The organism is Aestuariicoccus sp. MJ-SS9 (genome assembly GCF_032586235.1).
Lineage (GTDB): Bacteria > Pseudomonadota > Alphaproteobacteria > Rhodobacterales > Rhodobacteraceae > Aestuariicoccus.
This window is the reverse complement of sequence record NZ_JAWHTD010000002.1, coordinates 1-24,731: the sequence shown is the minus strand read 5'-3', so window position 1 is coordinate 24,731 and position 24,731 is coordinate 1. Positions and strand designations below refer to the sequence as shown.

The 24,731-nt window shown below is 67.5% G+C and carries 24 protein-coding genes; 10 read left to right on the top strand and 14 right to left on the bottom strand.

All coding sequences use genetic code 11. The features are described from left to right. Positions 1-120 precede the first annotated feature (120 nt). Positions 121-813 (top strand): FkbM family methyltransferase, encoded by a 693-nt coding sequence (locus RXV88_RS01870; RefSeq protein WP_316290194.1) that lies wholly within the window; start codon positions 121-123, stop codon positions 811-813. A 78-nt stretch (positions 814-891) separates the two neighbouring features. Further along, positions 892-1,485 carry an HD family hydrolase gene (locus RXV88_RS01865; protein WP_316290192.1) on the top strand — a complete coding sequence of 198 codons (594 nt, stop codon included), beginning with the start codon at positions 892-894 and terminating at the stop codon, positions 1,483-1,485. Between the two features lie 65 nt (positions 1,486-1,550). On the opposite strand, the gene RXV88_RS01860 is transcribed toward RXV88_RS01865, so the two are convergent. Continuing rightward, complete coding sequence (locus RXV88_RS01860; RefSeq protein WP_316290190.1) at positions 1,551-2,756, bottom strand: M24 family metallopeptidase; 1,206 nt, start codon at positions 2,754-2,756, stop codon at positions 1,551-1,553. A gap of 270 nt (positions 2,757-3,026) precedes the next feature. On the opposite strand from RXV88_RS01860, the gene RXV88_RS01855 reads away from it, so the two are divergent. After that, positions 3,027-3,812 (top strand): alpha/beta fold hydrolase, encoded by a 786-nt coding sequence (locus tag RXV88_RS01855; protein WP_316290188.1) that lies wholly within the window; start codon positions 3,027-3,029, stop codon positions 3,810-3,812. A gap of 9 nt (positions 3,813-3,821) precedes the next feature. Here RXV88_RS01855 and RXV88_RS01850 read toward each other — a convergent pair whose 3' ends face one another. Further along, positions 3,822-4,190: a hypothetical protein gene (locus RXV88_RS01850; protein ID WP_316290186.1), complete on the bottom strand. Its 369-nt coding sequence runs from the start codon at positions 4,188-4,190 to the stop codon at positions 3,822-3,824. Positions 4,191-4,197: 7 nt separating this feature from the next. Then, complete coding sequence (locus RXV88_RS01845; RefSeq protein WP_316290184.1) at positions 4,198-5,673, bottom strand: NAD-dependent succinate-semialdehyde dehydrogenase; 1,476 nt, start codon at positions 5,671-5,673, stop codon at positions 4,198-4,200. A gap of 80 nt (positions 5,674-5,753) precedes the next feature. On the opposite strand from RXV88_RS01845, the gene RXV88_RS01840 reads away from it, so the two are divergent. Continuing rightward, complete coding sequence (locus tag RXV88_RS01840; RefSeq protein WP_316290182.1) at positions 5,754-6,542, top strand: alpha/beta hydrolase; 789 nt, start codon at positions 5,754-5,756, stop codon at positions 6,540-6,542. Here the strand turns inward: RXV88_RS01840 and RXV88_RS01835 are convergent, their stop codons facing one another. Then, complete coding sequence (locus RXV88_RS01835) at positions 6,543-7,442, bottom strand: LysR family transcriptional regulator (protein ID WP_316290180.1); 900 nt, start codon at positions 7,440-7,442, stop codon at positions 6,543-6,545. 99 nt (positions 7,443-7,541) lie between these two features. Here RXV88_RS01835 and RXV88_RS01830 point away from each other — a divergent pair, with 99 nt between their 5' ends. Next, positions 7,542-8,537 (top strand): NAD(P)-dependent alcohol dehydrogenase, encoded by a 996-nt coding sequence (locus RXV88_RS01830; RefSeq protein WP_316290178.1) that lies wholly within the window; start codon positions 7,542-7,544, stop codon positions 8,535-8,537. Between the two features lie 72 nt (positions 8,538-8,609). Here the strand turns inward: RXV88_RS01830 and RXV88_RS01825 are convergent, their stop codons facing one another. From RXV88_RS01825 to RXV88_RS01800, 6 genes are all read right to left on the bottom strand, one after another. Continuing rightward, positions 8,610-9,080 (bottom strand): Hsp20 family protein, encoded by a 471-nt coding sequence (locus RXV88_RS01825; protein ID WP_316290176.1) that lies wholly within the window; start codon positions 9,078-9,080, stop codon positions 8,610-8,612. Positions 9,081-9,244: 164 nt separating this feature from the next. Beyond that, positions 9,245-10,051 (bottom strand): trypsin-like serine peptidase, encoded by an 807-nt coding sequence (locus RXV88_RS01820; protein ID WP_316290594.1) that lies wholly within the window; start codon positions 10,049-10,051, stop codon positions 9,245-9,247. Between the two features lie 14 nt (positions 10,052-10,065). Continuing rightward, on the bottom strand, positions 10,066-10,821 hold the full coding sequence (locus RXV88_RS01815; RefSeq protein ID WP_316290592.1) for a trypsin-like serine peptidase: 756 nt from the start codon (positions 10,819-10,821) through the stop codon (positions 10,066-10,068). A gap of 114 nt (positions 10,822-10,935) precedes the next feature. Next, positions 10,936-12,255, bottom strand: a complete 1,320-nt coding sequence (gene glcF / locus RXV88_RS01810; RefSeq protein WP_316290174.1) for a glycolate oxidase subunit GlcF — start codon at positions 12,253-12,255, stop codon at positions 10,936-10,938. Between the two features lie 104 nt (positions 12,256-12,359). Then, positions 12,360-13,487 carry an FAD-binding protein gene (locus RXV88_RS01805; RefSeq protein ID WP_316290172.1) on the bottom strand — a complete coding sequence of 376 codons (1,128 nt, stop codon included), beginning with the start codon at positions 13,485-13,487 and terminating at the stop codon, positions 12,360-12,362. 57 nt (positions 13,488-13,544) lie between these two features. Then, on the bottom strand, positions 13,545-14,993 hold the full coding sequence (locus RXV88_RS01800; RefSeq protein ID WP_316290170.1) for an FAD-linked oxidase C-terminal domain-containing protein: 1,449 nt from the start codon (positions 14,991-14,993) through the stop codon (positions 13,545-13,547). 118 nt (positions 14,994-15,111) lie between these two features. On the opposite strand from RXV88_RS01800, the gene RXV88_RS01795 reads away from it, so the two are divergent. Genes RXV88_RS01795 through RXV88_RS01785 form a run of 3 tightly spaced genes read left to right on the top strand, consistent with a single transcriptional unit; the run spans position 15,112 to position 16,637 of the window. Continuing rightward, a complete protein-coding gene (locus tag RXV88_RS01795) occupies positions 15,112-15,522 on the top strand; it encodes a CopD family protein (protein ID WP_316290167.1) in 411 nt (136 codons plus the stop codon). A 3-nt stretch (positions 15,523-15,525) separates the two neighbouring features. Then, positions 15,526-16,251 (top strand): DUF599 domain-containing protein, encoded by a 726-nt coding sequence (locus RXV88_RS01790; RefSeq protein ID WP_316290166.1) that lies wholly within the window; start codon positions 15,526-15,528, stop codon positions 16,249-16,251. Positions 16,252-16,277: 26 nt separating this feature from the next. Then, a complete protein-coding gene (locus tag RXV88_RS01785; RefSeq protein WP_316290164.1) occupies positions 16,278-16,637 on the top strand; it encodes a hypothetical protein in 360 nt (119 codons plus the stop codon). A gap of 31 nt (positions 16,638-16,668) precedes the next feature. Here the strand turns inward: RXV88_RS01785 and RXV88_RS01780 are convergent, their stop codons facing one another. The 4 genes from RXV88_RS01780 to RXV88_RS01765 are packed head-to-tail and all read right to left on the bottom strand — an operon-like array spanning position 16,669 to position 23,334. Further along, positions 16,669-18,708, bottom strand: coding sequence for a hypothetical protein (locus RXV88_RS01780; RefSeq protein ID WP_316290162.1), 2,040 nt, complete (start codon positions 18,706-18,708; stop codon positions 16,669-16,671). Continuing rightward, entirely contained in the window at positions 18,705-21,455 is a 2,751-nt protein-coding gene (locus tag RXV88_RS01775) for a DUF4159 domain-containing protein (protein ID WP_316290161.1), read from the bottom strand. The genes RXV88_RS01780 and RXV88_RS01775 overlap by 4 nt, the downstream gene beginning before the upstream one ends. After that, positions 21,452-22,330: a DUF58 domain-containing protein gene (locus RXV88_RS01770; RefSeq protein WP_316290159.1), complete on the bottom strand. Its 879-nt coding sequence runs from the start codon at positions 22,328-22,330 to the stop codon at positions 21,452-21,454. Before RXV88_RS01770 ends, RXV88_RS01775 begins: the two co-directional genes overlap by 4 nt. Continuing rightward, on the bottom strand, positions 22,327-23,334 hold the full coding sequence (locus tag RXV88_RS01765; protein ID WP_316290158.1) for a MoxR family ATPase: 1,008 nt from the start codon (positions 23,332-23,334) through the stop codon (positions 22,327-22,329). The genes RXV88_RS01770 and RXV88_RS01765 overlap by 4 nt, the downstream gene beginning before the upstream one ends. Before the next feature lie 69 nt (positions 23,335-23,403). Between RXV88_RS01765 and RXV88_RS01760 the strand changes: the two genes are divergently transcribed. Both RXV88_RS01760 and RXV88_RS01755 read left to right on the top strand, forming a co-directional pair. Then, positions 23,404-23,982 (top strand): DUF1285 domain-containing protein, encoded by a 579-nt coding sequence (locus RXV88_RS01760; RefSeq protein ID WP_316290156.1) that lies wholly within the window; start codon positions 23,404-23,406, stop codon positions 23,980-23,982. Between the two features lie 98 nt (positions 23,983-24,080). Continuing rightward, a complete protein-coding gene (locus RXV88_RS01755) occupies positions 24,081-24,665 on the top strand; it encodes a hypothetical protein (RefSeq protein WP_316290155.1) in 585 nt (194 codons plus the stop codon). Positions 24,666-24,731: the final 66 nt, after the last annotated feature.

The window sequence follows — 24,731 nt, the reverse complement described above, 5'->3', positions numbered from 1 at the left end:
TTCCGATACCGAATACCACCAATTCAAGCGGCGCTTGATTTGCGATGCAACCTGAACCAGAATCGGCGGAAAAATCAAGCCGCGCCGTGGCGCGCTGACCCGAGCGGAGTATAAAATTCGATGGATACGACCCTGTCGCACCCGGCAAACGAATACGGCCGCTACTGCGTGCCCGCCGGTCTCGAGACGCGCCCCGCCGCCAAGGCCGTTCTGGCCGGCGGGGTTTACGAGCCCGACACGATCCGCTTCATGCGCAACCACGCGGGCGCAGGCGACATCATCCACGCCGGGGCGTTTTTCGGCGATTTCATCCCTGCCCTGTCTGGCGCGCTGGCCTCCGACGCCCGGCTCTGGGCGTTCGAGCCTAACCCCGGCAACCACGCTGCCGCCGAAAAGACCATCGCGCTGAATGATCTGGAGAACGTGACGCTGACCAACGCCGCGCTCTCCAATCGCGAAGAGGAGGTGCTCTTTCGCACCAGCGACGCCGAGGGCCGCTCGCTCGGCGGCCTGTCGCATTTCGTGACCGAGGAGGGCGATGGTGTCGAACCGGTGCAGGCGGTCATGCTGGATTACGTCGTTCCGAGAACACGTAACGTGTCGATCCTGCAGCTCGATGTCGAAGGGCACGAAAAACAGGCGCTGCGCGGGGCCTATCATCTGATCTACCGCTGCCGGCCGATCCTGATCCTCGAATATTTCGGGCAGCTGCAGTGGATCAACCGCACCTTCCGCGGGCTGAATTACGAGAAGGTCGGCAAGCTGCACGGCAATTTCGTTTATGCCTGCGCCGGACATGGCCTGACGCTCTGACGTCAAGGGCGGCAGGCGATTTACACCCGCCGACGCAACGCCTAATCCTGTGGTCCAGACCCTGACCACGAGGATTCCATGGCCAAACCGCCCCGCGCCTGGCAACGCATGCTTTCGGGCCGTCGCCTCGACCTGCTCGACCCGACCCCGGTGGATATCGAGATCGAGGACATCGCCCACGGCCTGGCATTCGTCGCGCGCTGGAACGGCCAGACCCAAGGCGATTACGCCTATTCGGTGGCGGAACACTCGCTGCTGGTCGAGGCGCTCTATCGCCGCCTTTGCCCCGATGCGCCGGTGAAATGGCAGCTGGCCGCGCTGCTGCACGATGCGCCGGAATATGTGATCGGCGATATGATCTCGCCGGTCAAGGCCGCGGTCGGGCCGGATTACGGCGCGCTGGACGACCGGCTTTCGGCGGCGATCCACATCCGCTTCGGCCTGCCCGCCGCGATCCCCAAGACCGTCAAACGCCAGATCAAGCGCGCCGACCGGATCAGCGCCTGGATGGAGGCGACCCGCATCGCCGGGTTCGCCGAAGCCGAGGCCGACCGCTTTTTCGGCCGGCCCGACGCGGCGCTGATCGACGGCTTCGACATTCGCCTGCGCGCCCCGGTCGAGGTGCGCGCGGATTTCACCGCGCGCCACGCCGAGCTTATGGCGCGGCTGTAAGAACTTGGCGAAGACGCCCGTCAGGGCGGATGAGCAGCTCCTCCGCCCTTGCGGGCGTCCTCGCATCAGCCAACCACGTTGAACCCCGGCCCGTAGGGATACCCGGTGATGTTCTCGTTGCCATCCTCGGTGATCACCAGGATATCGTGTTCGCGATATCCCCCAGCGCCCGGCGCGCCCTGCGGCAGGGTCAGCATCGGCTCCATCGAGATCACCATGCCGGGCTCCAGAACGGTGTCGATGTCCTCGCGCAGCTCCAGCCCGGCCTCGCGGCCGTAGTAATGCGACAGCACGCCGAAAGAATGGCCATAGCCGAAGGTGCGGTATTGCAGCAGGTCGCGCTCGGCAAAGAACGTATTGATCGCCTCCGTCACCTCGGCGCAGGACGCTCCGGGCTGCAGCAACGACATGCCATATTCATGCGCGGCGACGTTGGCCTCCCAGATCGACAGCGACGCATCGTCCACCTCTCCCACGAAGAGCGTCCGTTCCAGCGCGGTGTAATAGCCCGAGATCATCGGGAAGGTGTTGAGCGACAGGATATCGCCGCGCTCCAGCACGCGCGCCGTCACCGGGTTGTGCGCCCCGTCGGTGTTCAGCCCCGACTGGAACCAGACCCAGGTGTCGCGGTATTCGGCATCCGGAAAGCGCCGGGCGATCTCCATTTCCATCGCGTCGCGCCCGGCCATGGCCACGTCGATCTCGCGCGCGCCCTCGCGGATCGCGTCGCGGATAGCGTAGCCACCCACATCCGCCACCTGCGCGCCCTGCCGGATCAGCGCGATCTCGGCGGGCGATTTGTGCATCCGCTGGCGCATCGTCGCGGGGGCCATGTCGAGGCTGCGCGCGGGCGCGAGGAAGTCCTCCATCAGCGCCTTCTGCGCCAGCGTCATGTGGTCGGCCTCATAGCCCACCACCTGCCCCGGCCCGGTGACCGATGCAATCGCGCGCCAGAAGTTGTTCCGCGTCCAGTCCGTATAGGTGATGTTGTCGCCGTGGCAGCGCCGCCAGGGCTGGCCCGCGTCGATGCCCGCGCTGATCGTCACGCTTTCGCTGTCGGTCACGACCAGGCCATACGGCCGCCCGAACGAACAATAAAGAAAGCCCGAGTAATAGGCGATATTGTGCATCGAGGTGAAGACGCAGGCCGTGACCCCGACCTCGGCCATCCGGCGGCGCAACCCGGCAAGACGCGCGTCATATTCATCATGCGAAAACGGCAGAACGGCCTTTTCGCCATTGTGGAAACGGTAGAATTCGGGACGGTCCATGAACCCCTCCTTTGGCCACGCGGGGAAGTGACCTTCCCCCGCCATGGCACTGGCAAAGCAAGGCCCCGGCGTGCAGGACGGATCAAGGGGCGCGCATCATTCGCGCTGGCGACGCCATCGCCTGCCCACGGGCATCCATGCCTGAAATCGGCGGCGAAGGCCAGACAACCCGCGACAGGCCAATGTCGTTTTTGCAGGCTTCCACGGAAAGCGGTCTTGCCGGACCGCACGGGGCCGGGTTTGATGGCCCAGACCCCCAAGGAGGCCCTCATGCGCTTTGATATCGAGATCCGCGGATCGGGACCGCCCGTGCTGTTTCTGCCCGGCTCTTACAGCACGCCGCGCGCCTGGGCGCCGATGTTCGATCTGATCGAGGGCTGGCAGATGCTTTCCGTCAGCCTGCCCGGTTACGGCACGACCCCGGAACGGCGCAGACCCGGTGCCTGTCACATGGCCGATATGACCGGATTTGTCACGGAAGTGGCCGAAAGGATCGGCGCGCCTTTCCACCTGGTCGGGCATTCCTTTGGCGGGCAGATCGCGTTGGCCGCGGCGCTGGAGGGCACTCTGCCCATCCTCAGCCTCATCACATTCGAGGCGAATCCGATCTACGCGCGCCACGCCGACGCCGACTTTGCCTGGCGCTCCGACACCGACGCGATGGTCCGGCGGTTCGAAGAGGCCGTCGCCGCGCAGGACCGGCAGGCCGCCGGGATCATCATCGACTACTGGAGCAGCCCCGGCACCTTCGCCGCGATGCCCGAGCCCATCCGCGCCTTCTGCGCGGATACGGCCGGGACGAATCTGCTGGACTGGAAGACCGCGCAGACCTTCACGCCAGAGCTCGAGGCCTTCGCGGCGCTTAACATGCCCTGCACGCTGTGCCGCGGCGGGTTGGCCAATGCCGCGATCCGCGACGTGACCGACCTGTTGACCGGAATTATTCCCGACAGCCGGCAAGAGGTGGTCGACGGGGCCGACCATTTCCTGATCTCCACCCACCCCGGCGACTGCGCCCGCATCGTGACCGATCACCTGCGCCGCACGTCGGCCTGACGAACGCGCTCAGCGCCCCGCGGCGCGCAGCCAGATCTTGTATTGCAGTCGGACGCCATAGCGCCGCGCCTGCGCCAGTTTGCGCAGCACCAGCGACAGCGCGCGGGCGGGGTCGCGGTGATCCTCCCAGTTTTCACCGGGCGCATCCGCGCCGATGATTTCCCAGCCGATGTCGCGCGGCGGCTCGCGCAGGGTCAGCGCGGCGGCCTCCATCATGCTCACGCCTTCGCCACGCGCCGCGGCGAAACGCGCCAGCGCCTCAGCGGAACCGGCGCGCAGCCAGGGCGCGCCGTCGCCGGTATGGGCCGCCTGCCGCCACGCCGCCAGATCCTCCGGCGACGGCGGGTCGGCATCGGCAAGCAGGTCGGCCCCTTTCATCGAGACCTCAGACCGTCAGGCAGACGTATTTCATCTCGAGGTAATCCTCGATCCCGTGGTGGCTGCCTTCGCGGCCGAGGCCGGATTGCTTGACCCCGCCGAACGGCGCGACCTCGGTCGAGATCAGGCCGGTGTTCACCCCGACGATGCCGTATTCCAGCGCCTCGGCCACCTTGTAGACCCGGCTAAGATCCTTGGCGTAGAAATAGCTGGCGAGGCCAAAGATAGTGTCGTTGGCCATGGCGATCACGTCGTCCTCGTCCTCGAACTTGAAGAGCGGGGCCAGCGGGCCAAAGGTTTCGTCCTGCGCGAACGCCATGTCCTGCGTCGCGCCGGTCACGATGGTCGGCGGCAGGAAGTTGCCCGGCCCCTGCACCGGCTCGCCGCCGCCCAGGATCACCTTGCCGCCCTTGGCGGTGGCGTCGGCGACGTGCTCCTGCACCTTCTGGATGGCGTCGGCATTGATCAGCGGGCCCAGATCGGTGCCGTCTTCCAAACCGTCGCCCACCTTCATCTGGCCGACCCGCGCCGCCAGCTTTTCGGCGAAGGCGTCATAGACCCCGGACTGCACGTAGATGCGGTTGGCGCAGACGCAGGTCTGGCCGTTGTTGCGGAACTTGCAGATGATCGCACCCTCGACCGCCGCGTCCAGATCGGCGTCGTCGAAGACGATGAAGGGCGCGTTTCCGCCCAGCTCCATCGAGCATTTCATGACCTGGTCGGCGGCCTGTTTCAGCAGGATGCGCCCCACCTCGGTCGAGCCGGTGAAGGTCAGCTTGCGGACCTTGGGGTTCTCACAGAATTCCTTGCCGATGGCCGAGGACGACGCCGACGGCACCACGTTGAACACGCCCGCCGGGATGCCCGCGCGTTCCGCCAGAACGCCCAGAGCGATGGCCGACAGCGGGGTTTCCTTGGCAGGCCGCGCGACAAAGGCGCATCCGGCCGCCAGCGCCGGTCCGGCCTTGCGGGTGATCATCGCGTTGGGGAAGTTCCACGGCGTGATCGACGCGGCCACCCCGATCGGCTGTTTCAACACCATGATCCGCTTGTCGCGCTGGTGGCCCGGGATCATCTCGCCGTAGATGCGCTTGGCCTCTTCGGCGAAGAACTCGACGAAGGACGCGCCATAGGCCACCTCGCCCTTGGCCTCGGCCAGGGGTTTGCCCTGCTCGGCGGTCATGATGATGCCCAGGTCGTCCTGGTTGGCCATCATCAGGTCGAACCACTTGCGCAGGATCCCGGCGCGTTCCTTGCCGGTCATCGCGGCCCAGTCCTTTTGCGCGGCATAGGCGGCGTCGATGGCCTTGGCGACCTGCGCGCGGCTCAGATCGGCGACCTGCGCCACCACATCGCCCCGCGCGGGGTTGGTGACGTCAAAGGTGCCGTCCTGGCCGTCGATCCACTGGCCGTTCACATAGCCCCGTGTCTCGAGCAGGGACGGATCCTTGAGCAGGCTGGCAAGATTGGTTTCGCTGGGCATTGGGGTCTCTCCTCGAAAAAGTTTGTGCGCCGCGGCGCTTTTGCTATGTCGTTACTCCAAGCCTGCGACGGAGGGAAGCGATGGACCTGGACGATGCCTATGCAAACGCCGCCTATATTCCAGAGGCCGACGCCTACCCGCCCCGCTGGGCCGCCGAGGCCGAGGCGTTCCGCCAGCGCATGGCGGTCGCCGGGCGGGCGCGGCTTGGGGTGATGTACGGGCACGGCACCCGCGAATCGCTCGATCTCTTCCTGCCCGAAGGCCCGCCCGAGGGGATCGTCGTCTTTGTGCATGGCGGCTATTGGCGGCGATTCGACAATTCCTATTGGTCGCATCTGGCGGCGGGGCCGCTGGCTCATCGCTGGGCGGTGGCCATGCCAAGCTACGATCTTTGCCCGCGCGTGCGCATTTCCGACATCACCCGGCAGGTGGCGCAGGCGATCACGGCCGTCGCTCATGACATCCCCGGCCCGATCCGGCTGACCGGACATTCCGCCGGCGGGCATCTGGTGGCGCGGATGCCGGCGCCGGGGGTGCTGCCCGACGACGTGGCGCAACGCCTTGCGCGGGTGATGCCGATCTCGCCGCTGTCGGACCTGCGGCCGCTGATGCAGACCTCGATGAACGACGATTTCCGGATGACCGAGGAAGAGACCATAGCTGAAAGCCCGGCTCTGGCCGAAAAGCCCGCTGTGCCCGTGACGGTCTGGGTCGGCGCAGACGAACGCCCGGCCTTGCTGGATCAGTCCGAATGGCTGGCCAAGGCCTGGGGGGCCGACCATGTGGTTGAGCCCGGAAAGCACCATTTCGACGTGATCGACGGGCTCGCCGATCCGCAATCGGCCATGGTGCGGGCGCTGCTGGGCTGATCAGCGGCGCAGAAGGTCGGGCAACATCTCGGCCAGCGTGTCCCAGACCAGCCGCACCCGCGGGCTTGTGCGCAGCTCGCGATGCGCGACCAGCCAGACCGGGTAGTCGATGTACGGCCCCTGCGGCAGCAGGGCCACCAGATCGGGGTCCGCATCGCCCAGCCAGCACGGCCCGACACCCACGCCCAGCCCCGCGCGCGCCATGTCCCAATGCGCCGAATGCGACGCGGCGAGGATCGGGAAATGCGACTCGGTAACCGGGATGCCGAAGGCATTGAGCGCCTTGATATACCCGGCCAGCCCGTCCATCCCGATAAAGTCGGCGCGCGCCAGATCGGCCGGGCCCGATACGGGACCGAGACACTCGGCAACCGCGCGCGTGGCGTAAAAGGTCCCGCGATCCTCGGCCACAAGCTTGCCGATCAGGTCGGGCTGGTCGGGGCGGCCGTTGCGGATGGCGATATCCGCCTCGCGCCGCTTGAGATCGCGATGCTCGTTGGACGACACCACCTCGATGATCAGCCCGGGCGCAAGCTCCCGCAACCGCGCCAGCACCGGCGGCAGCAGCTTTTGCGCATAGAGCTCCGAGGCGGTGATCGCCACCGGCCCGGAAATGTCCTGCACCTGCCCGCCCGCCGCCAGCGCCACCGCCGCCGCCGCCTCGCCCATCGCGCGCATGTGGGTCATCAGATGGGTGCCCGCCTCGGTCAGGGTAAGACCCCGCCCCGTCCGTTCGAAAAGCGTGACGCCCAGCTCTTCCTCGAAGGCGGCGACCTGGCGGCCCAGCGTCGGCTGCGCCATACCCAGCGCCCGCGCCGCCGCCGACAGCGATCCTTCCTCGGCAGTCACGAGGAACGCCCGCGCGCGGTTCCAGTCAAAGGCAAGGTTGCGCCAATCCATGCATATCCGCATATCAGATTCGCGATATTGGTCAATATGCATGCGATTTCGCAGAGTGTAGACCGGGGCCAATCCAGATTTTAGCCAAAGGATCCCGTCATGAAAGCCGCAGTCAACACCAGCTATGGCCCTGCAGAGGCCGTCACCCTCACCGATCTGCCCACCCCCGCCCCCGGCCCCAAAGAGGTGCTGATCCGCGTTCGCGCTTCGTCGCTCACCACTGCCGACTGGCGTCTGCGGGCCTCGGCCTTCCCGCGCCTGATGTGGCTTCCGGGGCGGCTGATGTTCGGGCTTTTCCGTCCGCGCGACACCGTGCGCGGGTCGGATATCGCGGGCGAGGTCGTGGCCGTCGGCCACGCCGTCACCCGCTTTTCGCCGGGCGACCGGATCTTTGGCAACATCGGTCAGGGCGGGCACGCGGAATATGCGCTGGCCTCCGAGGACGCAACGCTGCTGCACACGCCCGACAGCCTGGACGACGCCAGCGCCGCCGCGCTTCCATTCGGCGCCATCGCGGCGCTTGTGTTCCTGCGCGACGTGGCGCAGGTCCGCCCGGGGCAAAACGTGCTGATCGTCGGCGGGTCCGGCGGTGTCGGGGCCTATGCAGTGCAGATCGCCCGCGACCTCGGCGCCCATGTGACCGCCGTCGCCAGCGCCGCCAACGCCAGGCTGATGCGCGAGCTGGGCGCGGAACGGACCATCGACTACCGGACCGAGAACGTGGCCGGGTCCGTCGACCGTTATGACCTGGTGTTCGACACCGTCGGCGCAACGACCCTGCCGCAGATGCGGCGCGCGCTGCGCCGGAATGGCCTGTTCCTGCCGCTCAATTTCACCGGGGCCGAGATCTGGCAGTTGCTGCGCAGCAAGCTGCTGGGCGGCCCCCGCATCGTTCTGCATGTGAACGGCGACAGCCGGGACGATCTGCAATGGCTGCTGGACGCGGTAACCGAGGGCCGCCTGCGCCCGGTGATCGACCGCCGCTTCCCGCTGGACCGGATCGTCGAGGCGCACCGCCATGTCGAAGGCCGGCACCGTCGCGGCGCCGTGGTGATCGACGTCGCGCTGCCGGACCGCGTGGCCCGCGCCGCCTGAGCGAAAGTTCACAAGACGCAAAAAGGCCCCGGCGGAATGCCGGGGCCTTTGGTTCGGGTCAGGTGCCGAGGATCAGTTCACCGCTTCGGCCTCCAGCACATCCTTGTCGACGGCTTTCTGCGGCTTGGCGATCTCGATCCGGCGCGGTTTCAGCGCCTCGGGGATCTCACGGCGCAGAGCGATGTGCAGCATCCCGTTCTCATGCGTCGCCCCGGTAACGCGCACGTGGTCAGCCAGATGGAAGCGGCGCTCGAACGCGCGGGTCGCGATACCGCGATGCAGGTAGGTGCGGCCTTCGTCGGTGTCGGCCTTCCTGGCCGACACGACCAGCGCCTGTTCCTTCACCTCGACCGACAGGTCGTCATCCGAGAAGCCGGCAACGGCGATCGAGATGCGATACTCGTGATCGGCGGTTTTTTCGATGTTGTAGGGCGGATAGGTCGACTGGCTGACGTCATTGGCCAGGACCCGGTCCATCATGTCGGCGATCTGGTCGAAGCCGACGGTGGCACGGTAAAGCGGTGCAAAATCGTAGTGTCGCATTGGTCATCCTCCATTGAGCGATACCGATATGTGATGCGTCTTCCCTTTGGCTGGGACAGACGGCTGACGTTCACGGAACCCGAAAGCGGCGTTCCGATGAGGATGACATGGGTATGTGATTTCGGGCTTTCAAGACCCTCCGCCCTGCCGGGCGGGACGCCGCGTCAGGGCCGGACAAAGCGCGCGCCGGTGCCGTTGCGCTGGCCCACGGTGACCCGGCGGGCCCCGGCGCTGACCTTGGGCCGGGCATCCACGACGCGCAGCCGCTGCTTCAGCTGCGTCACCAGTCCCGGCAGGGTCATACCATAGCTGACGCTGCCGGGCTGGCCCGGCGCGGTCCCGCCCGAAATCACCGACAGGATCCGCAGCCGCCCGTCCTCGCGAACGAAGACCGGGGCACCCGACGATCCGAAGGTGACGTTGCAGTCAAAGCTGAGGATTCCGCCCCGGAACGCGCCAGTCATGGCGCAGTCCGCTTCGCGCGACAGCACCTCGGCCCGGCCACGGCCATAGGACACGACGCTGACCCGCGTGCCCTCCGGGGGGACCTGGTGAATGCGGAAGGGATCGGCCTCGGCGGCCACCATCGGCGTCGCGAGGCGCAAAAGCGCCACATCGTTGCGAATCATCACCGCGTCGGACTGGCCGCCGGCACTGGGCATATAGGCCTCGGGCGTTGCCCATTGGCGCACCCGCGAGGCGGCGATTTCGGTGCCGCTGTGATAGCCCGCGCGAAAGACGATCCGGGCCGGATCCAGCGGGCGGCCGACATCGTCATAAAGACAATGCGCCGCCGTCAGCACCAGATCGCGCGCGATCAGGGCACCGGTGCAGAAACCGCCGGGCAGGTCGATGCGGCCCACGGCCTCCCACCCCAGCAGGTCGCCGCGGTCGTTCATGGCGCTCAGCCCGGCGCTGCCCTGCGCCGCCGCAGCCTGCGGCAGCACGCCCAAGGCGGCCACTGCCAGCATTTTCAACGAGGCGATCACGGCTTTACGAATTTCGCACCTGTCTCTTTCCGGACCCCTGCGGCCAGCGAATTGCGGACACCGCCCTGCGCCAGCACGTGCTTGATCCGCGCCACCGGCACCTCAAGCGAGGTGCCGAGCGACACCGGCCGCCCCTCCAGATCGGCCTTGGCCGACACCACCGACACGATCCGCGGCTGCCCCTTGTCAAAGGTGAAGACCGGCGAACCGGAGCTGCCGAAATCGACCTCGCAGGACATCACCAGCACCTCTTGCTGCAAGCCCAGCACCTCGCACAATTCCTGCAGCGACGGCGCCTCGGACCGATTGTGCGCATAAGATACGACGCCGATCTCGTCCCCCGACCCCGGGCGGATGTCGGTCGCGAAAGGCGTGATGACGGTGTTGCGGATCGGGTGCTGAAGCTCGATCAGGGCCACATCCTTGCGCACGCGGTCGGCATCGGCAGGCCCAGCGAAATCGTAATCCGGATCCTCGACCGCCTGCCGCACCCGCCGATAGGCCGCCGCGCGGCCGTTGCGCCAGCCCGCCAGAAACTGGATGTCTTCGACCGGCACACGCGCGCCGGTTTCGGGATCGAAAAGACAATGCGCCGCCGTCAACACCAGGTCCGGCTCGATCAGCGCGCCGGTGCAAAAGGCTTTCCCGGCGATCTCGAGCCGCCCGACTGCTTCCCACCGGCGGTCGCCTTCGGCGGATTCCATCGAAAAGAGGCCCCTGCCCTCCGCCCAGGCCGGGACCGCGAACATCATCGCCAAACACAACAGGATCAACCGCACGCATTTCACTCCAAACGTTTGGCGAGGTTTTAGCCCTGCCATGCGGCGAAATTACGGCGATCCCCGTAAATTGTTCCCTAAAGAGGGTTAATCGGCGGCCACCAGCGCGGGCGGCTTCGGCCCGCCCGTCGCCCAATCCAAAAGCTCGACCGTATGCACCACCGGCACCCCTGCGGCGCTGCCGATCTGCATCATGCAGCCGATATTGCCGGCTGCGATCACATCGGGGTTCTTGGCCTCGAGCGTGCGAACCTTGCGCGCCTTCAGTTGCTTCGAGATCTCGGGCTGCATCAGGTTATAGGTGCCCGCGCTGCCGCAGCACAGATGGCTGTCGGCGGGTTCGACCACCTCGAACCCGGCCTTCTTAAGCAGGTCCTTGGGATAGGTCTTGATCTGCTGGCCGTGCTGCAGCGAACAGGCGGCGTGATAGGCGACCCGCATCGGTCCTTCGCCCTTGGGCGCCTTCGGCGCGCTTGCGGCGGTGTCCTTACCCATCAGCTTGACCAGCACTTCGCTCACATCCATGGCGATCCCGGCGACCCGCGCGGCATCCTCGGCCAGCGTGTCGTTGCGGAACATATGGCCGTAATCCTTGACCGTGGTGCCGCAGCCGCTGGTGTTGATGACGATCGCATCCAGCCCCTCGCCGTCCATCTCGCGCGCCCAGGCGCGAATGTTCAGCGCGGCGGTGGAATGGCTTTCGTTCTCCTTGCCCATGTGATGGGTCAGCGCCCCGCAGCAGCCCGCGCCCTCGGCCACGACAACCTCGCAGCCCAGCCGCGTCAGCAGGCGGATGGTGGCGTCGTTGATGTCGGTGTTCAGCGCCCGCTGCGCGCAGCCCGTCATGAGCGCCACGCGCATCTTTTTCGGCTGCTCGGGCGCAAAGCTTTGCGGATCGTCGTTGCGGCTGACCGGGGGAATGGTCTTGGGCGCCATTTCCAGCATCGCCTTCAGCCGCGCGTCCGGCATGAACCGCGCAAAAGGCCGGCCGATCTTGGCCCCAAGCAGCGCCACCCGGAACCGCGTCGGGTAAGGCAGCACGCGCGCCAGGATCCAGCGCAGCGCCCGGTCCGACCAAGGCCGGTCGTAGTTCTTTTCGATATAGGCGCGGGCGTGGTCGACCAGATGCATGTAATGCACGCCCGAGGGGCAGGTCGTCATGCAGGCCAGGCACGAAAGACAGCGGTCGATATGCTTGACGGTCCTCTCGTCCGGCTTGCGCTCGTTCTCGAGCATGTCCTTGATCAGGTAAATCCGCCCCCGCGGACTATCCAGCTCGTCCCCCAGCACCTGATAGGTCGGGCAGGTCGCCGTGCAGAAGCCGCAATGCACACAGGTGCGCAGGATCTCGTTGGCGCGCTGCGTGCCCGGGTCTTTCAACTGCTCTTCGGTAAAGGTTGTCTGCATCTCAACTCGCCATCCTCTGGGCCGTGGTCACCGCGAACCACGGCATGTCGTTGCCAAAAGTCCCTGGCCGCCCCTCGGAACAAGCGCCGCAGGGGTGTCTCGGGTCATGCGCTCATCAGTCCCGGGTTCAGGATGCCGCGCGGATCGAACCGCTTGCGCAATCCGTCGCTCAGCGCCGCCACGGCGGGCGGTTCGGGATGAAACACCCCAAGCGCCCGGCGGCTGGCCTCGGACCCGCGCACCAGGGTGGCGTGGCCGCCAAAGGCGCCCAGCCGCTTGCGGGCGTCGGTGCCCTCGGGCAGCAGCGCCCAGATCAGCCCGCCGCCCCAGTCATAAAGCAGCGCCTCGGCTTTCAGCGCCGCCGTCAGGCCCGGCGCGTCGGACGGCTTGCAGGAAATCCTCCAGACATCGCCCGGCCGGTCATGCAGCAGCTCCACATCCCGCACCCAGCGCCAGCCCTTGGCCACCGCCTCGGGATCATGCTCGGCCCGCACCGCATGGCCGCTGAAGAGATCACACAGCGCCCCCGCCCGGTATTTCACCGAATCCGCGAACCCTTCGATGCGCAGCATGGTCACGGGGTACCCGTCGATCCCCACCGGCGCATGCGCGGCCCCCGTCACCTCGTAAGGCGACCCCAGCGCCTGCGCCATCGCCGTGACCGCCTCGGCATCCGACAGCCCATCGATCAGAATGCAGGCCGCGGTTTCCGGCTGCGGCAGCACCTTCAGGCTGACCTCGCTCAGCACGCCCAGCGTGCCCCAGCTCCCCGCCATCAGCTTGACCAGATCGTAGCCGGTAACGTTCTTCATCACCCGCCCGCCGTTCTTGAGCACCGTGCCGCTGCCATCGACGAACCGCACGCCCAGCAGAAAATCGCGGCAGGCCCCGGCCTGAATCCGGCGCGGCCCGCTGACATTGGCCGCAACGACCCCGCCGATGGTCGGCTCGCCTTGCGTGCCCAGCAACCCGCGATGATCCATCGGCTCGAACGCCAGCCGCTGGTTGTCCTCCGCCAGCGCCGCCTCGACCTCGGCCAGCGGCGTGCCCGCGCGCACCACCAGCGTCAGCGCTCCGGGTTCGTACAATGTCACTCCCGAAAGCCCGCCGGTTTCCAACACCGCCCCGGCCGAGGCCGCGCCCACCTGCCGCGTCCCGCCTCCACGCACATGCAAAGGGCCCTTGGCCGCAGAAATCATCTCGGCCAGCTCGGCCTCTGTCTCAGGTCTCATGTTTCATTGATCCATAAATATTCCGGGGGGTGTGGGGGGCTGGCCCCCCACGGCGCATCACTCGGCCGCCAGCGCCAGCGCCCGGCGGCTTTCCGACGCCGCCAGCGGAAACACCTTGGCGGGGTTCAAGAGCCACTTGGGGTCGAACACGTCCTTCACCGCCATTTGCGCCTCCAGATCCGCCGGTGCGAACTGGTCCACCATCAGATCGCGCTTCTCGATCCCCACGCCATGCTCACCGGTCAGGCAGCCGCCGACCTCGACGCAAAGCCGCAGGATGTCCGCGCCGAAGGTCTCGCAAAGCTCCAGATCGCCGGGCTTGTTGGCATCGAATAGGATCAGCGGATGCATGTTCCCGTCGCCCGCGTGGAACACGTTGGCGACGCCCAACCCGTATTCCTTCGACATCTCGCCGATGCGCCGCAGCACATGCGGCAAGGCGGTCACCGGGATGGTCCCGTCGAGGCACATGTAATCGTTGATCTGCCCCATCGCGCCAAAGGCCGATTTGCGGCCCAGCCAGATACGCCCGGCCTCGTCGGCGTCCTTGGCCTCGCGCAGCTCGACCGGGTTGTGACGCCGTGCGATCTGCAGGATCAGGCCCAGCTGCTCGTCGATCTCGGCGTCCGAGCCTTCGACCTCGACGATCAGCAGCGCCTCGCACATCGGATAGCCGGCCTTCGCAAAGGCCTCGCAGGCCTCGATACAGGGGCGGTCCATGAACTCGATCGCCACCGGCAGAACGCCCGCCTTGATGATGTCCGACACACAGGCCCCGGCCACCTCGTTGCTGTCAAAGCCCATCAGCACCGGGCGCGCGCCCTCGGGCTTGCGCAGAATCCGCAGCGTCGCCTCGGTCACCACGCCCAGCTGGCCTTCGGACCCGCAGATCAGCCCCAGCAGATCGAGCCCGCCCGCATCCAGATGCGCGCCGCCCAGCTCGATCACCGTGCCGTCCATCTGCACCATGGTGACGCCCATCAGGTTGTTGGTCGTCACGCCGTATTTCAGACAATGCGCCCCGCCCGAATTCATCGCGATATTGCCCGCGATGGCGCAGGCCAGCTGCGACGACGGATCCGGCGCGTAAAAGAAATCCTCGTCCTGCACCGCGCCGGTGACGCTGAGGTTGGTGCGGCCGGTCTGCACCCGGATGATCCGGTTGGCGTAGTCCGTTTCCAGAACGTCGTTCATCCGCGCCACGCCAAGGATCACCGAATCCGCCGTCGGCAGCGCCCCGCCCGCCAGCGAGGTGCCCGATCCGCGCGGCACCACCGGCACGCCCTCCTCAAAGCAGATGCGCAGCACGTCCGACACTTGGGTGGTGTTCGACGGCAGCACGGCGCAAAGCGGCGGGCAGCGGTAGGCGGTCAGCGCGTCGCATTCATAGGCGCGCGTCTCGGCCTCGTCGTCGATCACCGCATCGGCGGGCAGCACCTCGCGCAGACGCGCGACGATCTTGGCTTTCCGCGACAGGATCCGCGGGTCGGGTTCTGGCATCTGCATGGCGTTCTCCCTGAAATTGGTAAAGTTATATAACCAAAATCGCCGTTTTGCCAAATCTTTTCTTGTTGCCCGGGCGCGGCATCTTGCACAGACCCCGCCCGCCCTGCCATCTGGCGGCATGGATTGGGTCAAGATCATACACATTCTCTGCGTTATGGGCTGGATGACCAGCATCTTCGCCGTGCCCCGCGCGCTGATCTACTGGAAGCGCGAATGGGACAAGCTGGGCGAATTCGGGCCCCTAGGCGACCTGACGATCCGGCTTTACCGCTTTTCGGCAGGGCTCGGGGTGATCGCGCTGCTGACCGGGCTCTGGCTCGGCGCGCAATGGGGCTGGCCGGCCTGGGTGCATCTGAAACTGGCGCTGGTTCTGGCGCTGGCGGCGCATTACGGCTGGACCGGGCGGCTGGTTCTGCGCGCGCGGCGCGGCGTCTTCACCGAATCCGACCGCTACCTGCGCATCTTCAACGAGATCAGCGTCTTCGGCGCCATCGCGATCCTCTGGGTCGTCGTCGTCAAGCCGTTCTGACCCATGGCCTGGCTCGACCGCCTCTTGCTGTTCTCGCCGATCGACCTAGCGGCCGTCGGCGTTCTGCTGGTGCTCTGGCTCGGCCTCAGCCAGCTGATCGAGCATTCGCCGCGGCGCCTGCCCTCGACCTCGCGACTGATGGCCGGCTACCGCCGCGAATGGATGCGCCAGTTCGTGATCCGCGATCCGCGCATCTTCGATTCGCAGATCATCGGGAACCTGCGGCAGGGCACCGCCTTCTTCGCGTCGGCCTGCATGATCGCCCTTGGCGGCGGCTTTGCTCTTCTGGGCAATGCCGAGCGGCTGCAGGGCGTCGCCGCCGAGCTGGTCCAGGCCGAGCATCCGGTCGTCGTTTGGGAAATGAAGCTGCTGCTTTTGCTGCTCTTCGCCGCCAACGCATTCCTCAAGTTCGTCTGGGCGCATCGGCTTTTCGGCTATTGCGCCGTGCTCATGGCCGCGGTGCCGGTCGATCCGACCGACCCCCACGCATTGCCGCGCGCCGACAAGGCCGGAGAGATCAACGTCTTCGCTGCGCGCAGCTACAACCGCGGCCTGCGCTCGATCTATTTCGGCATCGCCTCGGCGGCCTGGCTGCTGGGACCGTGGCCGCTGATCGTGGCGACGGTCTTTACCGCACTGGTGATCGTGCGGCGCGAATTCGCCTCCCGCTCGCGCGAGATCCTGTTGGGGCAAAGCGATGGCGCACACGGCGACGTGACGCCCGGGTGACCGGAACTTCTGCTATGCATGGGCGCATGACACGGATCATTCTCGCCCTGGCCCTTGCCACTGGCCCCGCCCTCGCCGACAGCCCGCGGATTGTGGGGGCCGACGCGCAACAATCCGGCCCCTCCTGGCGGGTCTCGGTCACGCTCGCGCATCCCGATACCGGATGGGATCACTACGCCGACGGCTGGCGGATCGAAGACGTGGACGGCACCGTTCTGGGCACCCGCGACCTGGCGCATCCGCATGTGATGGAACAGCCCTTCACCCGGTCGCTGTCCGGCGTGTCGCTGCCCGACGGCACCCGCCGGGTGCTGATCCGCGCGCGCTGCAATCAGGACGGCTGGGGCGAAAGCACGGTCCCGCTCGACATCGTGCCGGGCGGTTGACCCATCGGCGCAACACAGCCCCTGCCCCCGCTTAACGCCGCCCTTCCCGCAGCCACGCACCGACGATCAAGGCCGAGGCCAAAAGCAACGTCAGCCAGGCCGGCAGGATCGGCGTCTGCGTCACGTCCAGCGTCTCGAACGCCTCGCGCGGGGTGATCCCGATCCAGCCGCGGCCCGCCGCCGGACGCCCGGCGCTGACCGACCGGATCCCCGGAACGCCCTCCTCCAGCCGCAGCACGCCGCCGCGCATGGTGTCGATCACCGGCTCCAGCGCCGCGCCACTGGCGATGGTCTGCTCGAATTCGCGCGGGGCGGCGGGGCCGAGGCCGACCACGGCCTCTTCCTCGCCCTCGCTCAGCCGGTAAAGCCCGATTTCCGGCCCCTCGTAGAGCGCCTCGAACCGGCCGGGGCTGACCTCTTCCAGCGTGACCTCTTCGGTCTCGCCATCGGGCCGCGTCACCGTCACCGCGCCCACCTCGCCAGACAGCGAACGGCGGATGATGCGCATGGTTTGGCCCTGCGGTTCGGCCCAAAGCGCCTCTTCCTCGAGCTCGGGTTCCTTCATCATCCAATGCGCCAGCCGCCGCAGCAGCTCCAGCTGCGGCCCGCCGCCCTCGAACCCCCGGTTCCAGAGCCACGCGTGATCGCTGGCCAGCAGCGCCACGCGCCCTTCGCCCACCCGGTCGAGCATCAGCAGCGGCCGGTCGCCCGCGCCCGACATCACCACGTCGCCACCCGCAGGCTCGACCTCGATCTGGCGCATCCAGCGGCCCCAGGTCTCTTGCCCGATCAGCCCGGCGGTGACCGGATGCCGCTCGCCCAGATCGGTGACCTTGGGGCGGAAGCCCTCCTCAACCACCCGCGCCGTCGGCTCCGCCGGCACGATCTCCGACAGCGGCGAACGATAGAGCGAATCTGCTGACGCGAAATCCGGCCCGGCGGCGATCAGCACCGCCCCGCCCTGTTCGACATAGTTGCGCACGTTGTCGAGATAGATCGCCGGCAGGATACCGCGCCGCTTGTAGCGATCAAAGATGATCAGGTCGAAATCCTCGATCTTTTCCAGGAACAGCTCGCGCGTCGGGAAGGCGATCAGCGACAATTCGGTGACCGGCACGCCGTCCTGCTTTTCGGGTGGGCGCAGGATGGTGAAATGCACCAGATCCACCGACGAGTCCGATTTCAACAGATTGCGCCAGGTGCGCCCGCCCGCATGCGGCTCGCCCGACACCAGCAGCACGCGCAGCCGGTCGCGCACGCCGTTGATCTGCACCAGCGCGGTGTTGTTGCGGTCGGTCAGCTCGCCCTCGGCCTGCGGAACGGTGAACTGGATCACGTTCAGCCCGCCGTGTGGCAGCGTGATCGGCAGGTCCAGATCCTCGCCGATCGGCAGCGTGAAGGTCTGCGGTTCGGCCCCGTCCACCGAGATGTTCAGCGTTGTCATCTCCGTCGCCGGGGCCGCGCCGTCGTCCTCGATCCGCAGGGTCAGGGTCACCGGCTCGCCCAGAATGGCGAAGGCCGGGGCGTTCTTGACGATCAGCCGCCGGTCCCAGTCGTCCTCGCGCCCGGTCAGCAGCAGGTGCATCGGCGCGGGCAGGTTCGGCGCGCGCTCAAGGTCGTGCAGGCGACCGTCCGACAGCAGGAAGATCCCCGCGATCCGGCCACGCGGCTCTTCGGCCATGGCCGCCGACAGAGCGGTCATCAGCTGGGTGCCCGCGTCGCCCTCGCCATCGCCGACCGGAATGCGGCGCAGCTCGGTGCCCGGGCGCGCGGCCAGCTGCGCCTCGAGCGCCGCGGCTGCCTCGTCGGTCACGCCCGCGCGTTCGGCGAGCCGCTGGCTGGCGCTTTCGTCGACGACCATCAGCACGATGTCCGACAGCGGCGCGCGGTCCTCGATCTGGTAGCCGGGCTGCGTCAGCGCCGCGACCAGAACCAGCCCGGCCAAGGCGCGCAAGGCCCAGCCCGACAACCCGCGCCACAGCGCCAGCACGACCCCAACCGCCGCCACCAAGGCCAGCGCCCAGATCGCGGCCCACGGCAGAAGCGGATCGAAAACGATGGTTCCCGTCATTGGCCCAACCTGTCGAGCAGAGCAGGCACATGCACCTGGTCCGATTTGTAATTCCCGGTCAGCACATGCATCACCAGATTGACGCCGAAGCGATAGGCGATCTCACGCTGCCGCTCGCCGCTGAAGCCGCGCCCGATGGGCACCAGCGGATTGCCACGCCCGTCCATCGCCCAGGCCGCCGCCCAGTCGTTGCCGCCGATGACCACCGGCGTGACGTTGTCGTTGAGGTTGCGGAAGGGCATGCCCTCGATCAGCTCGGCATCCGGAGGCGCGGCCTCGACCCAGACGTCGCGGCCCACATACCGGCCCGGGAAGTCCTGCAACAGATAGAACGTCCGCGTCAGCACATGGTCCGTCGGGATCGGCTCCAGCGGCGGAATGTCCAGCGGCGCGGCCAGCTGCTGCAGCTTGCGTCCGTTGGGCGACGACGCGCCGAAGCCCGCGATATCCGCATCCCGCGTGTCAAAGAGGATCATCCCGCCCGACCGCAGATAGGTGTTGAGCTTGGCATAAGCCTCGGCCGAGGGGGTCGGCTGATCCGGCGTCACCGGCCAGTAGAGCAAGGGGAAGAACGCCAGCTCGTCCGTTTCCAGATCGACGCTCATGGGATCGGCGGGTTCGACCGAGGTGCGGAAGAACAGCGTCTCAGACAGGCCGCGCAGCCCGGCCTCGGCCAGATCGTCCAGCTGCGTGTCGCCGGTCAGCACATGCGCCAGCACCACCTCCGATGTCGCGGCCATGGCCACAGGGTCCTGCGCGCGCGCGGCCCCGGGTTGCACCGCCGCCAGCGAGGCCAGGACGACAACCGCCGCCCGCGCCATGCCGAGGCGGCCCGAAAGGGCCAAGGAGGCCACCACGTCCGCCAGCAAAAGCGCAATCGCCAGCCCCAGCAGCCAACCGGCCAGGGGCGTTTCCTGCGGGCGGCTCAGCCCCTCGACCCGGACGCCGTCGGGCCAGGCCACCGGTTCCAGCACCGTCTCGGCCGTGACCACGTTGCGCGCCAGCGACCTGTCCGCGCCCACATAAAGCCCCGGCCGCAACTCGGGCCCCAGCGGGTCGCTCACCAGCGCATCGCCCGCGACACCAGGCAGGTTGCCCGCCTCGCGCAGCGTGCCGAAAGCGTCCAGCACCGACACCGGCTGCCAGATCGTGCCGACCAGGTCCTCGGCCTCGGGCTGGGCCGGGGTCGAGGACACCGCCAGCCGCTCCAGCATCTGAACGAAGAGGCCCGACAGCGGCAGGCTCGACCATTCGGCGTTCGCGGTGACGTGGAACAGCACGACCTGCCCCTGGCCGACCGCCTTGCGCGTGACAAGCGGCGTGCCGTCGGTCAGCTGCGCGATCACGCGGTCGGCCAGCGTCGGATCGGGCTGCGCCATCACCTGCGCAGAAACGCTCACGTCGCCCGGCACCGGCAGGCCGAAGAACGGCGAATCCTCGCCAAATTCCGCCAAAGCCTTGGGCTCGCCCCAGGACATCGCGCCGCCCACCGTACGCCCGCCCGCGCGCAGGCGCACGGGCAGCAGCGGGTCCTCGGTGTCGCGGCTGACGTCGCTGGCAGCCAGACGCGGCCCGGCAAACCGCAAGAGCATCCCGCCGCCTTCGACCCATTCGGTCACCGCCTCGGCCTCTGCCGCGCCAAGCGTGGCCACATCGGCCAGAACGATCACGTCAGGGTTGGCGGGCAGGATGTCCAGCAAAGCGCCGTCCAGCAGATCCGCCGTCGGCTCGAGCGCCTTGTGCAAATAATGCAGCGGCGACAGCAGCTCGAGCCCTTCGCGGTTCTCGCGCCCGGCGATCAGCGCCACCTCGCGGCGGCGCAGGCTGTCGTCGGGCAGGGTCACCGCCCCGGCGCTGCGGTTGCCCTCGATCTCGAAGCGCGAGATCCGCGCGCGCAGTTCGGCGGGCAGCGACAGGGCGATCTCGGCGGAAACGGCGCCGCTGTCGAACGTCACCTCGTTGCGGGTCAGCACGGCGGGGTTCCCGGCGGGGTCGAGCCCGTGGCCGGTCAGCGCCACCACCGCCTCGGGGCCGGGCCGCAGACGGCGCAAGGTCAGCGTGACATTGCCATCCTCGAACCCCGCAGGCTCCAGCGCGTAAACCGAGCGCGGGCTTTCGAACACCGTCACGTCACCCCGTGCCTCGAGCGCGGAAAACAAATCCTCGCGCCCCTCGCGCGCCAGCCCGTCGGACATCCAGTAGGTGTCGAAACCGCTTTCGGGCAGCAGCCCGACCGCGTCCTGCATATCGCCGGGCTGCCAGGCTTCGGGCGTGATACCGCCGAGCCGCGCGCGCAGCGCGTCGGCGCTCTGGAACTGCGGCGCTTCGGGCGCGGTCAGCCGCAAGAGCGCCACCGGCCGCGACTCGCGCGCGGCGCGCGTCAACAGCCCGTCGAGCGCCACTTCGCGGGCGCGCCAGTCGGTGGCCGACGCCCAGCTGGCATCCATCACCACCAAGAGCGGGCCGGTTCCGGCCGCGTCGGCGTCGTCCTCGGGGTTCAGCACCGGGCCCGCCAGTCCGATAATGACCGCCGCCACCGCCAGCATCCGCAACAGCAGCAGCCACCAGGGCGTGCGGTCGCTGACCTGTTCGTCGTCCTTCAGCCCCAGCAGCAGCACCACGCCCGGGAACAGCCGCCGGATCGGCGCGGGCGGCACCGCCCGCAGGATCAGCCACAGGATCGGCAGGGTCAGCAGCGCCAGCAACAGCCAGGGCGTCGTGAATCCGAGCACTCCGAACAGGGTCATCCGTGCCCTCCGTCCATCGCGCGGTATAGCCACAGCAGGGCGGCCTGAGCGCTGTCGTTGGTGTGATGGCAGCGGTATTGCCAGCCGGTCAGGCGGCACAGCTGACCCAGATAGGCCTTCCGCTCGGCCAGCCGGTCGAGGTACCGCTCTTTCAGGTCCTTGGCTTGCAGCGTCTCATGCGCGACGCTCTTGCCGACCGATTCGAATATCGTGCGCCCGCTGAAGGGAAACGCCTCTTCGCTGGGGTCGAGCACCTGCAAGAGCGCGCCCCTCACACCCCGGTCGGCGGCCTTGGTCAGCGCCGCCTCGACCGGGACGATGTCACCCAGAAAATCCGACACGAAGATCGCGCGGGAATGCGGCAGCATCCCCCGCGCCTCGGGTTCGGCGTAATCCTCGTCACCCTCGTCCGACAGCGCCTCGGCCAGCCGCAGGATCTGCACGTCGCCGCGGCGGGGCGGCAGGCTCCAGCCGGTCAGCCCGACACGCTCGCCGCCACGGATCAGCAGAATGGCCGCCGCCAGCGCGGTCAGCCGCGCCCGGTCGGATTTCGTGGGCAGGTTCTTGTCGCTGGCAAACCGCATCGAAGCGCCGGGATCGACCCAGAGCAGCACCGACTGCGCGATCTGCCATTCACGCTCGCGCACGAATTGGCCGTCGCCCCGGCCGGAGCGCCGCCAGTCGATCTGGCGGTAGGTGTCGCCGGGCCGCATCGGGCGGTATTGCCAGAAATCGTCGCCCAGCCCCGCGCGTCTGCGGCCGTGTTCGCCCAGCAGGACGGTGCCCGCAAGCTGTTCGGCCCGCGCCAGAAGGGCGGGAAAACGCGCCGCCTCTTCCTGCGCGCGCTGCCGGAGAAGGGCGACCTCGGATGTCACGCAGCCGCCTCGGACCGCAGCATCTGGCCAGCCACATCGTCAATGAGCGCGCCCAGGTCCTCGCCCCGCGCCCGCGCCGAAAAGGTCAGCGCCATGCGGTGCACCAGCACCGGGCGGGCCATGTCGATCACGTCTTCGGGGGACGGCGCCAGCCGGCCCTGCAACAGCGCCCGCGCGCGTACCGTCAGCATCAGCGCCTGCGCCGCGCGCGGCCCCGGACCCCAGGCCACGGTGTCGCGCACCCGCTCGCCCGAGGACGGGTCGGCAGGGCGGAACGCGCGCACCAGATCGAGGATCATCTCGACCACCGCGTCGCCCACGGGCATCCGCCGCAGCAGCATTTGCGCCGCGATCAGGCTGGGGCCGTCGAAGACCTGATGCGCCTCGGCCTCGGCCACGCCGGTCGTGGCCAAGAGGATGTCCTTTTCTGTCTGTCGGTCGGGATAGGCCACGTCGATCTGCACCAGGAACCGGTCGAGCTGCGCTTCGGGCAGGGGATAGGTGCCCTCCTGCTCGATCGGGTTCTGCGTGGCCAGCACGTGGAACGGCGCCTCGAGCGGGCGGGTTTCCCCGGCCACCGTCACCACCTTTTCCTGCATCGCCTGCAGCAGCGCCGATTGCGTCCGCGGCGAGGCGCGGTTGATCTCGTCCGCCATCAGCAGCTGGCAGAAAATCGGCCCCTCGATGAACTTGAACGCCCGGCTGCCGTCGGCGCCGGTTTCCAGCACCTCGGACCCAAGGATATCCGCCGGCATCAGGTCGGGCGTGAACTGCACCCGGTTGCCGTTGAGCCCCATCACCGTCGACAGGGTTTCCACCAGCCGGGTCTTGCCCAGCCCCGGCAGGCCGATCAAAAGCCCGTGCCCGCCGCAAAGCAGCGCCGCGAGCGTCAGGTCGACAACCCGCTCCTGCCCGATGAACCGCTTGGTGATCGCCTGCTTGGCCTCGGCCAATTTCTCTTCCAGCGCCTCGATTTCGGCGACCAGATCCTCGGCCTCGGCCATAACATCCCTCCTGTAAATCCTACTTTCTTCAGATAGAGTGTATCCCGCACAACCCAAATGGCAAAAGTTATGAGCGCACAAAATATCGTGACACCCTCCGCCGAAGGGCTGGCGGCCTCGGCCCGGGCCGCATCGAAACGCGGGCTGCCGCCGGTGCACAAATGGAACCCGCCGTTCTGCGGCGATCTCGACATGCGCATCGCACGGGACGGAACGTGGTTCTACCTCGGCACGCCGATCGGGCGGTTCGAGCTGGTTCGGCTGTTTTCGTCGATCCTGCGCAAGGACGGCGACAAGTATTTCCTGGTCACGCCGGTGGAAAAGGTCGGCATCACCGTGGATGACGCGCCCTTCGTCGCCACCGATTTCGAGGCCACGGGCACCGGTCGCGACCAGCAACTGACCTTCACCACCCATGTGGGCGACAGCGCCACCGCCGGCCCCGATCATCCGATCCGGGTCGAGCGCGACCCCGACACGGGCGAACCGTCGCCCTACGTGCTGATCCGCGCCAACCTCGAGGCGCTGATCGACCGCAAGAGCTTTTACCGGCTGGTGGATCTGGGCGCGCATCATGACGGCTGGTTCGGACTTTGGTCTTCGGGGACGTTTTTCCCGATCATCCCGTCGGACGAATTGCCGTCGTAACCCTGGCGGGGCCGCGGGCCTGCCGCCCCCTGAACGGCACGCTCGATGTTCCGGCAAGCGGCCCGCACTTGGTCTGACGCTCGCGCGGTGGTAGAGTCGTGCCGTTCGTATTCAGATTGGGACGTAGTGCAGTGTCGGTCATCAGGCCCCCCAAGCTTCAACTGACCGAAACCGTTCTTCAGTTGCCCCTGACCTTGCCGGTGGCAATCCTCTCGTTTCTGTTCAGACCCCGGCCCTTCATCTACGACCGGATCAATCCGCCGGATTCCGGGTCGAACTACCCGCCGACCGCCCTGATGCTGATCGTCTGCTGCCTGCTGAACGCGCTCTATCTGCAGCACGGTCTCGGATTTCGGGTAATCGTCAAGGGCGATCCCAATTTCACGATCCCGTACGTGGGCCAATTCGCGATCGACGACCCCGAGACCGCGGCGCTGTTAAACTCCATCGGCGGTATGATCGTATTTTTCGGGATCGCACTGATCGTCCTTACCCTGTTCTCCGGTCCTTCCCTTCCGCCGGGCAAGATCGCCTCTCTCAGCCGGCTTGCGGCGGGTTGGGCGTCGATGATGGTCGTCCTCGCCCCGATTTTCGGAACGCTCGAAAAGGTGACGCTGCCCTTCGCCCGCTCGCTTGAGGGCGGCGCGTTCATGGCCGCCGCCATCGTAAAGAGTCGGGTCTGAACAACGCCCAACGCTCTGAATTTATGTGAGAAATGTCTTATTTTGTTGGCTTTGGCCTGCAGGGTT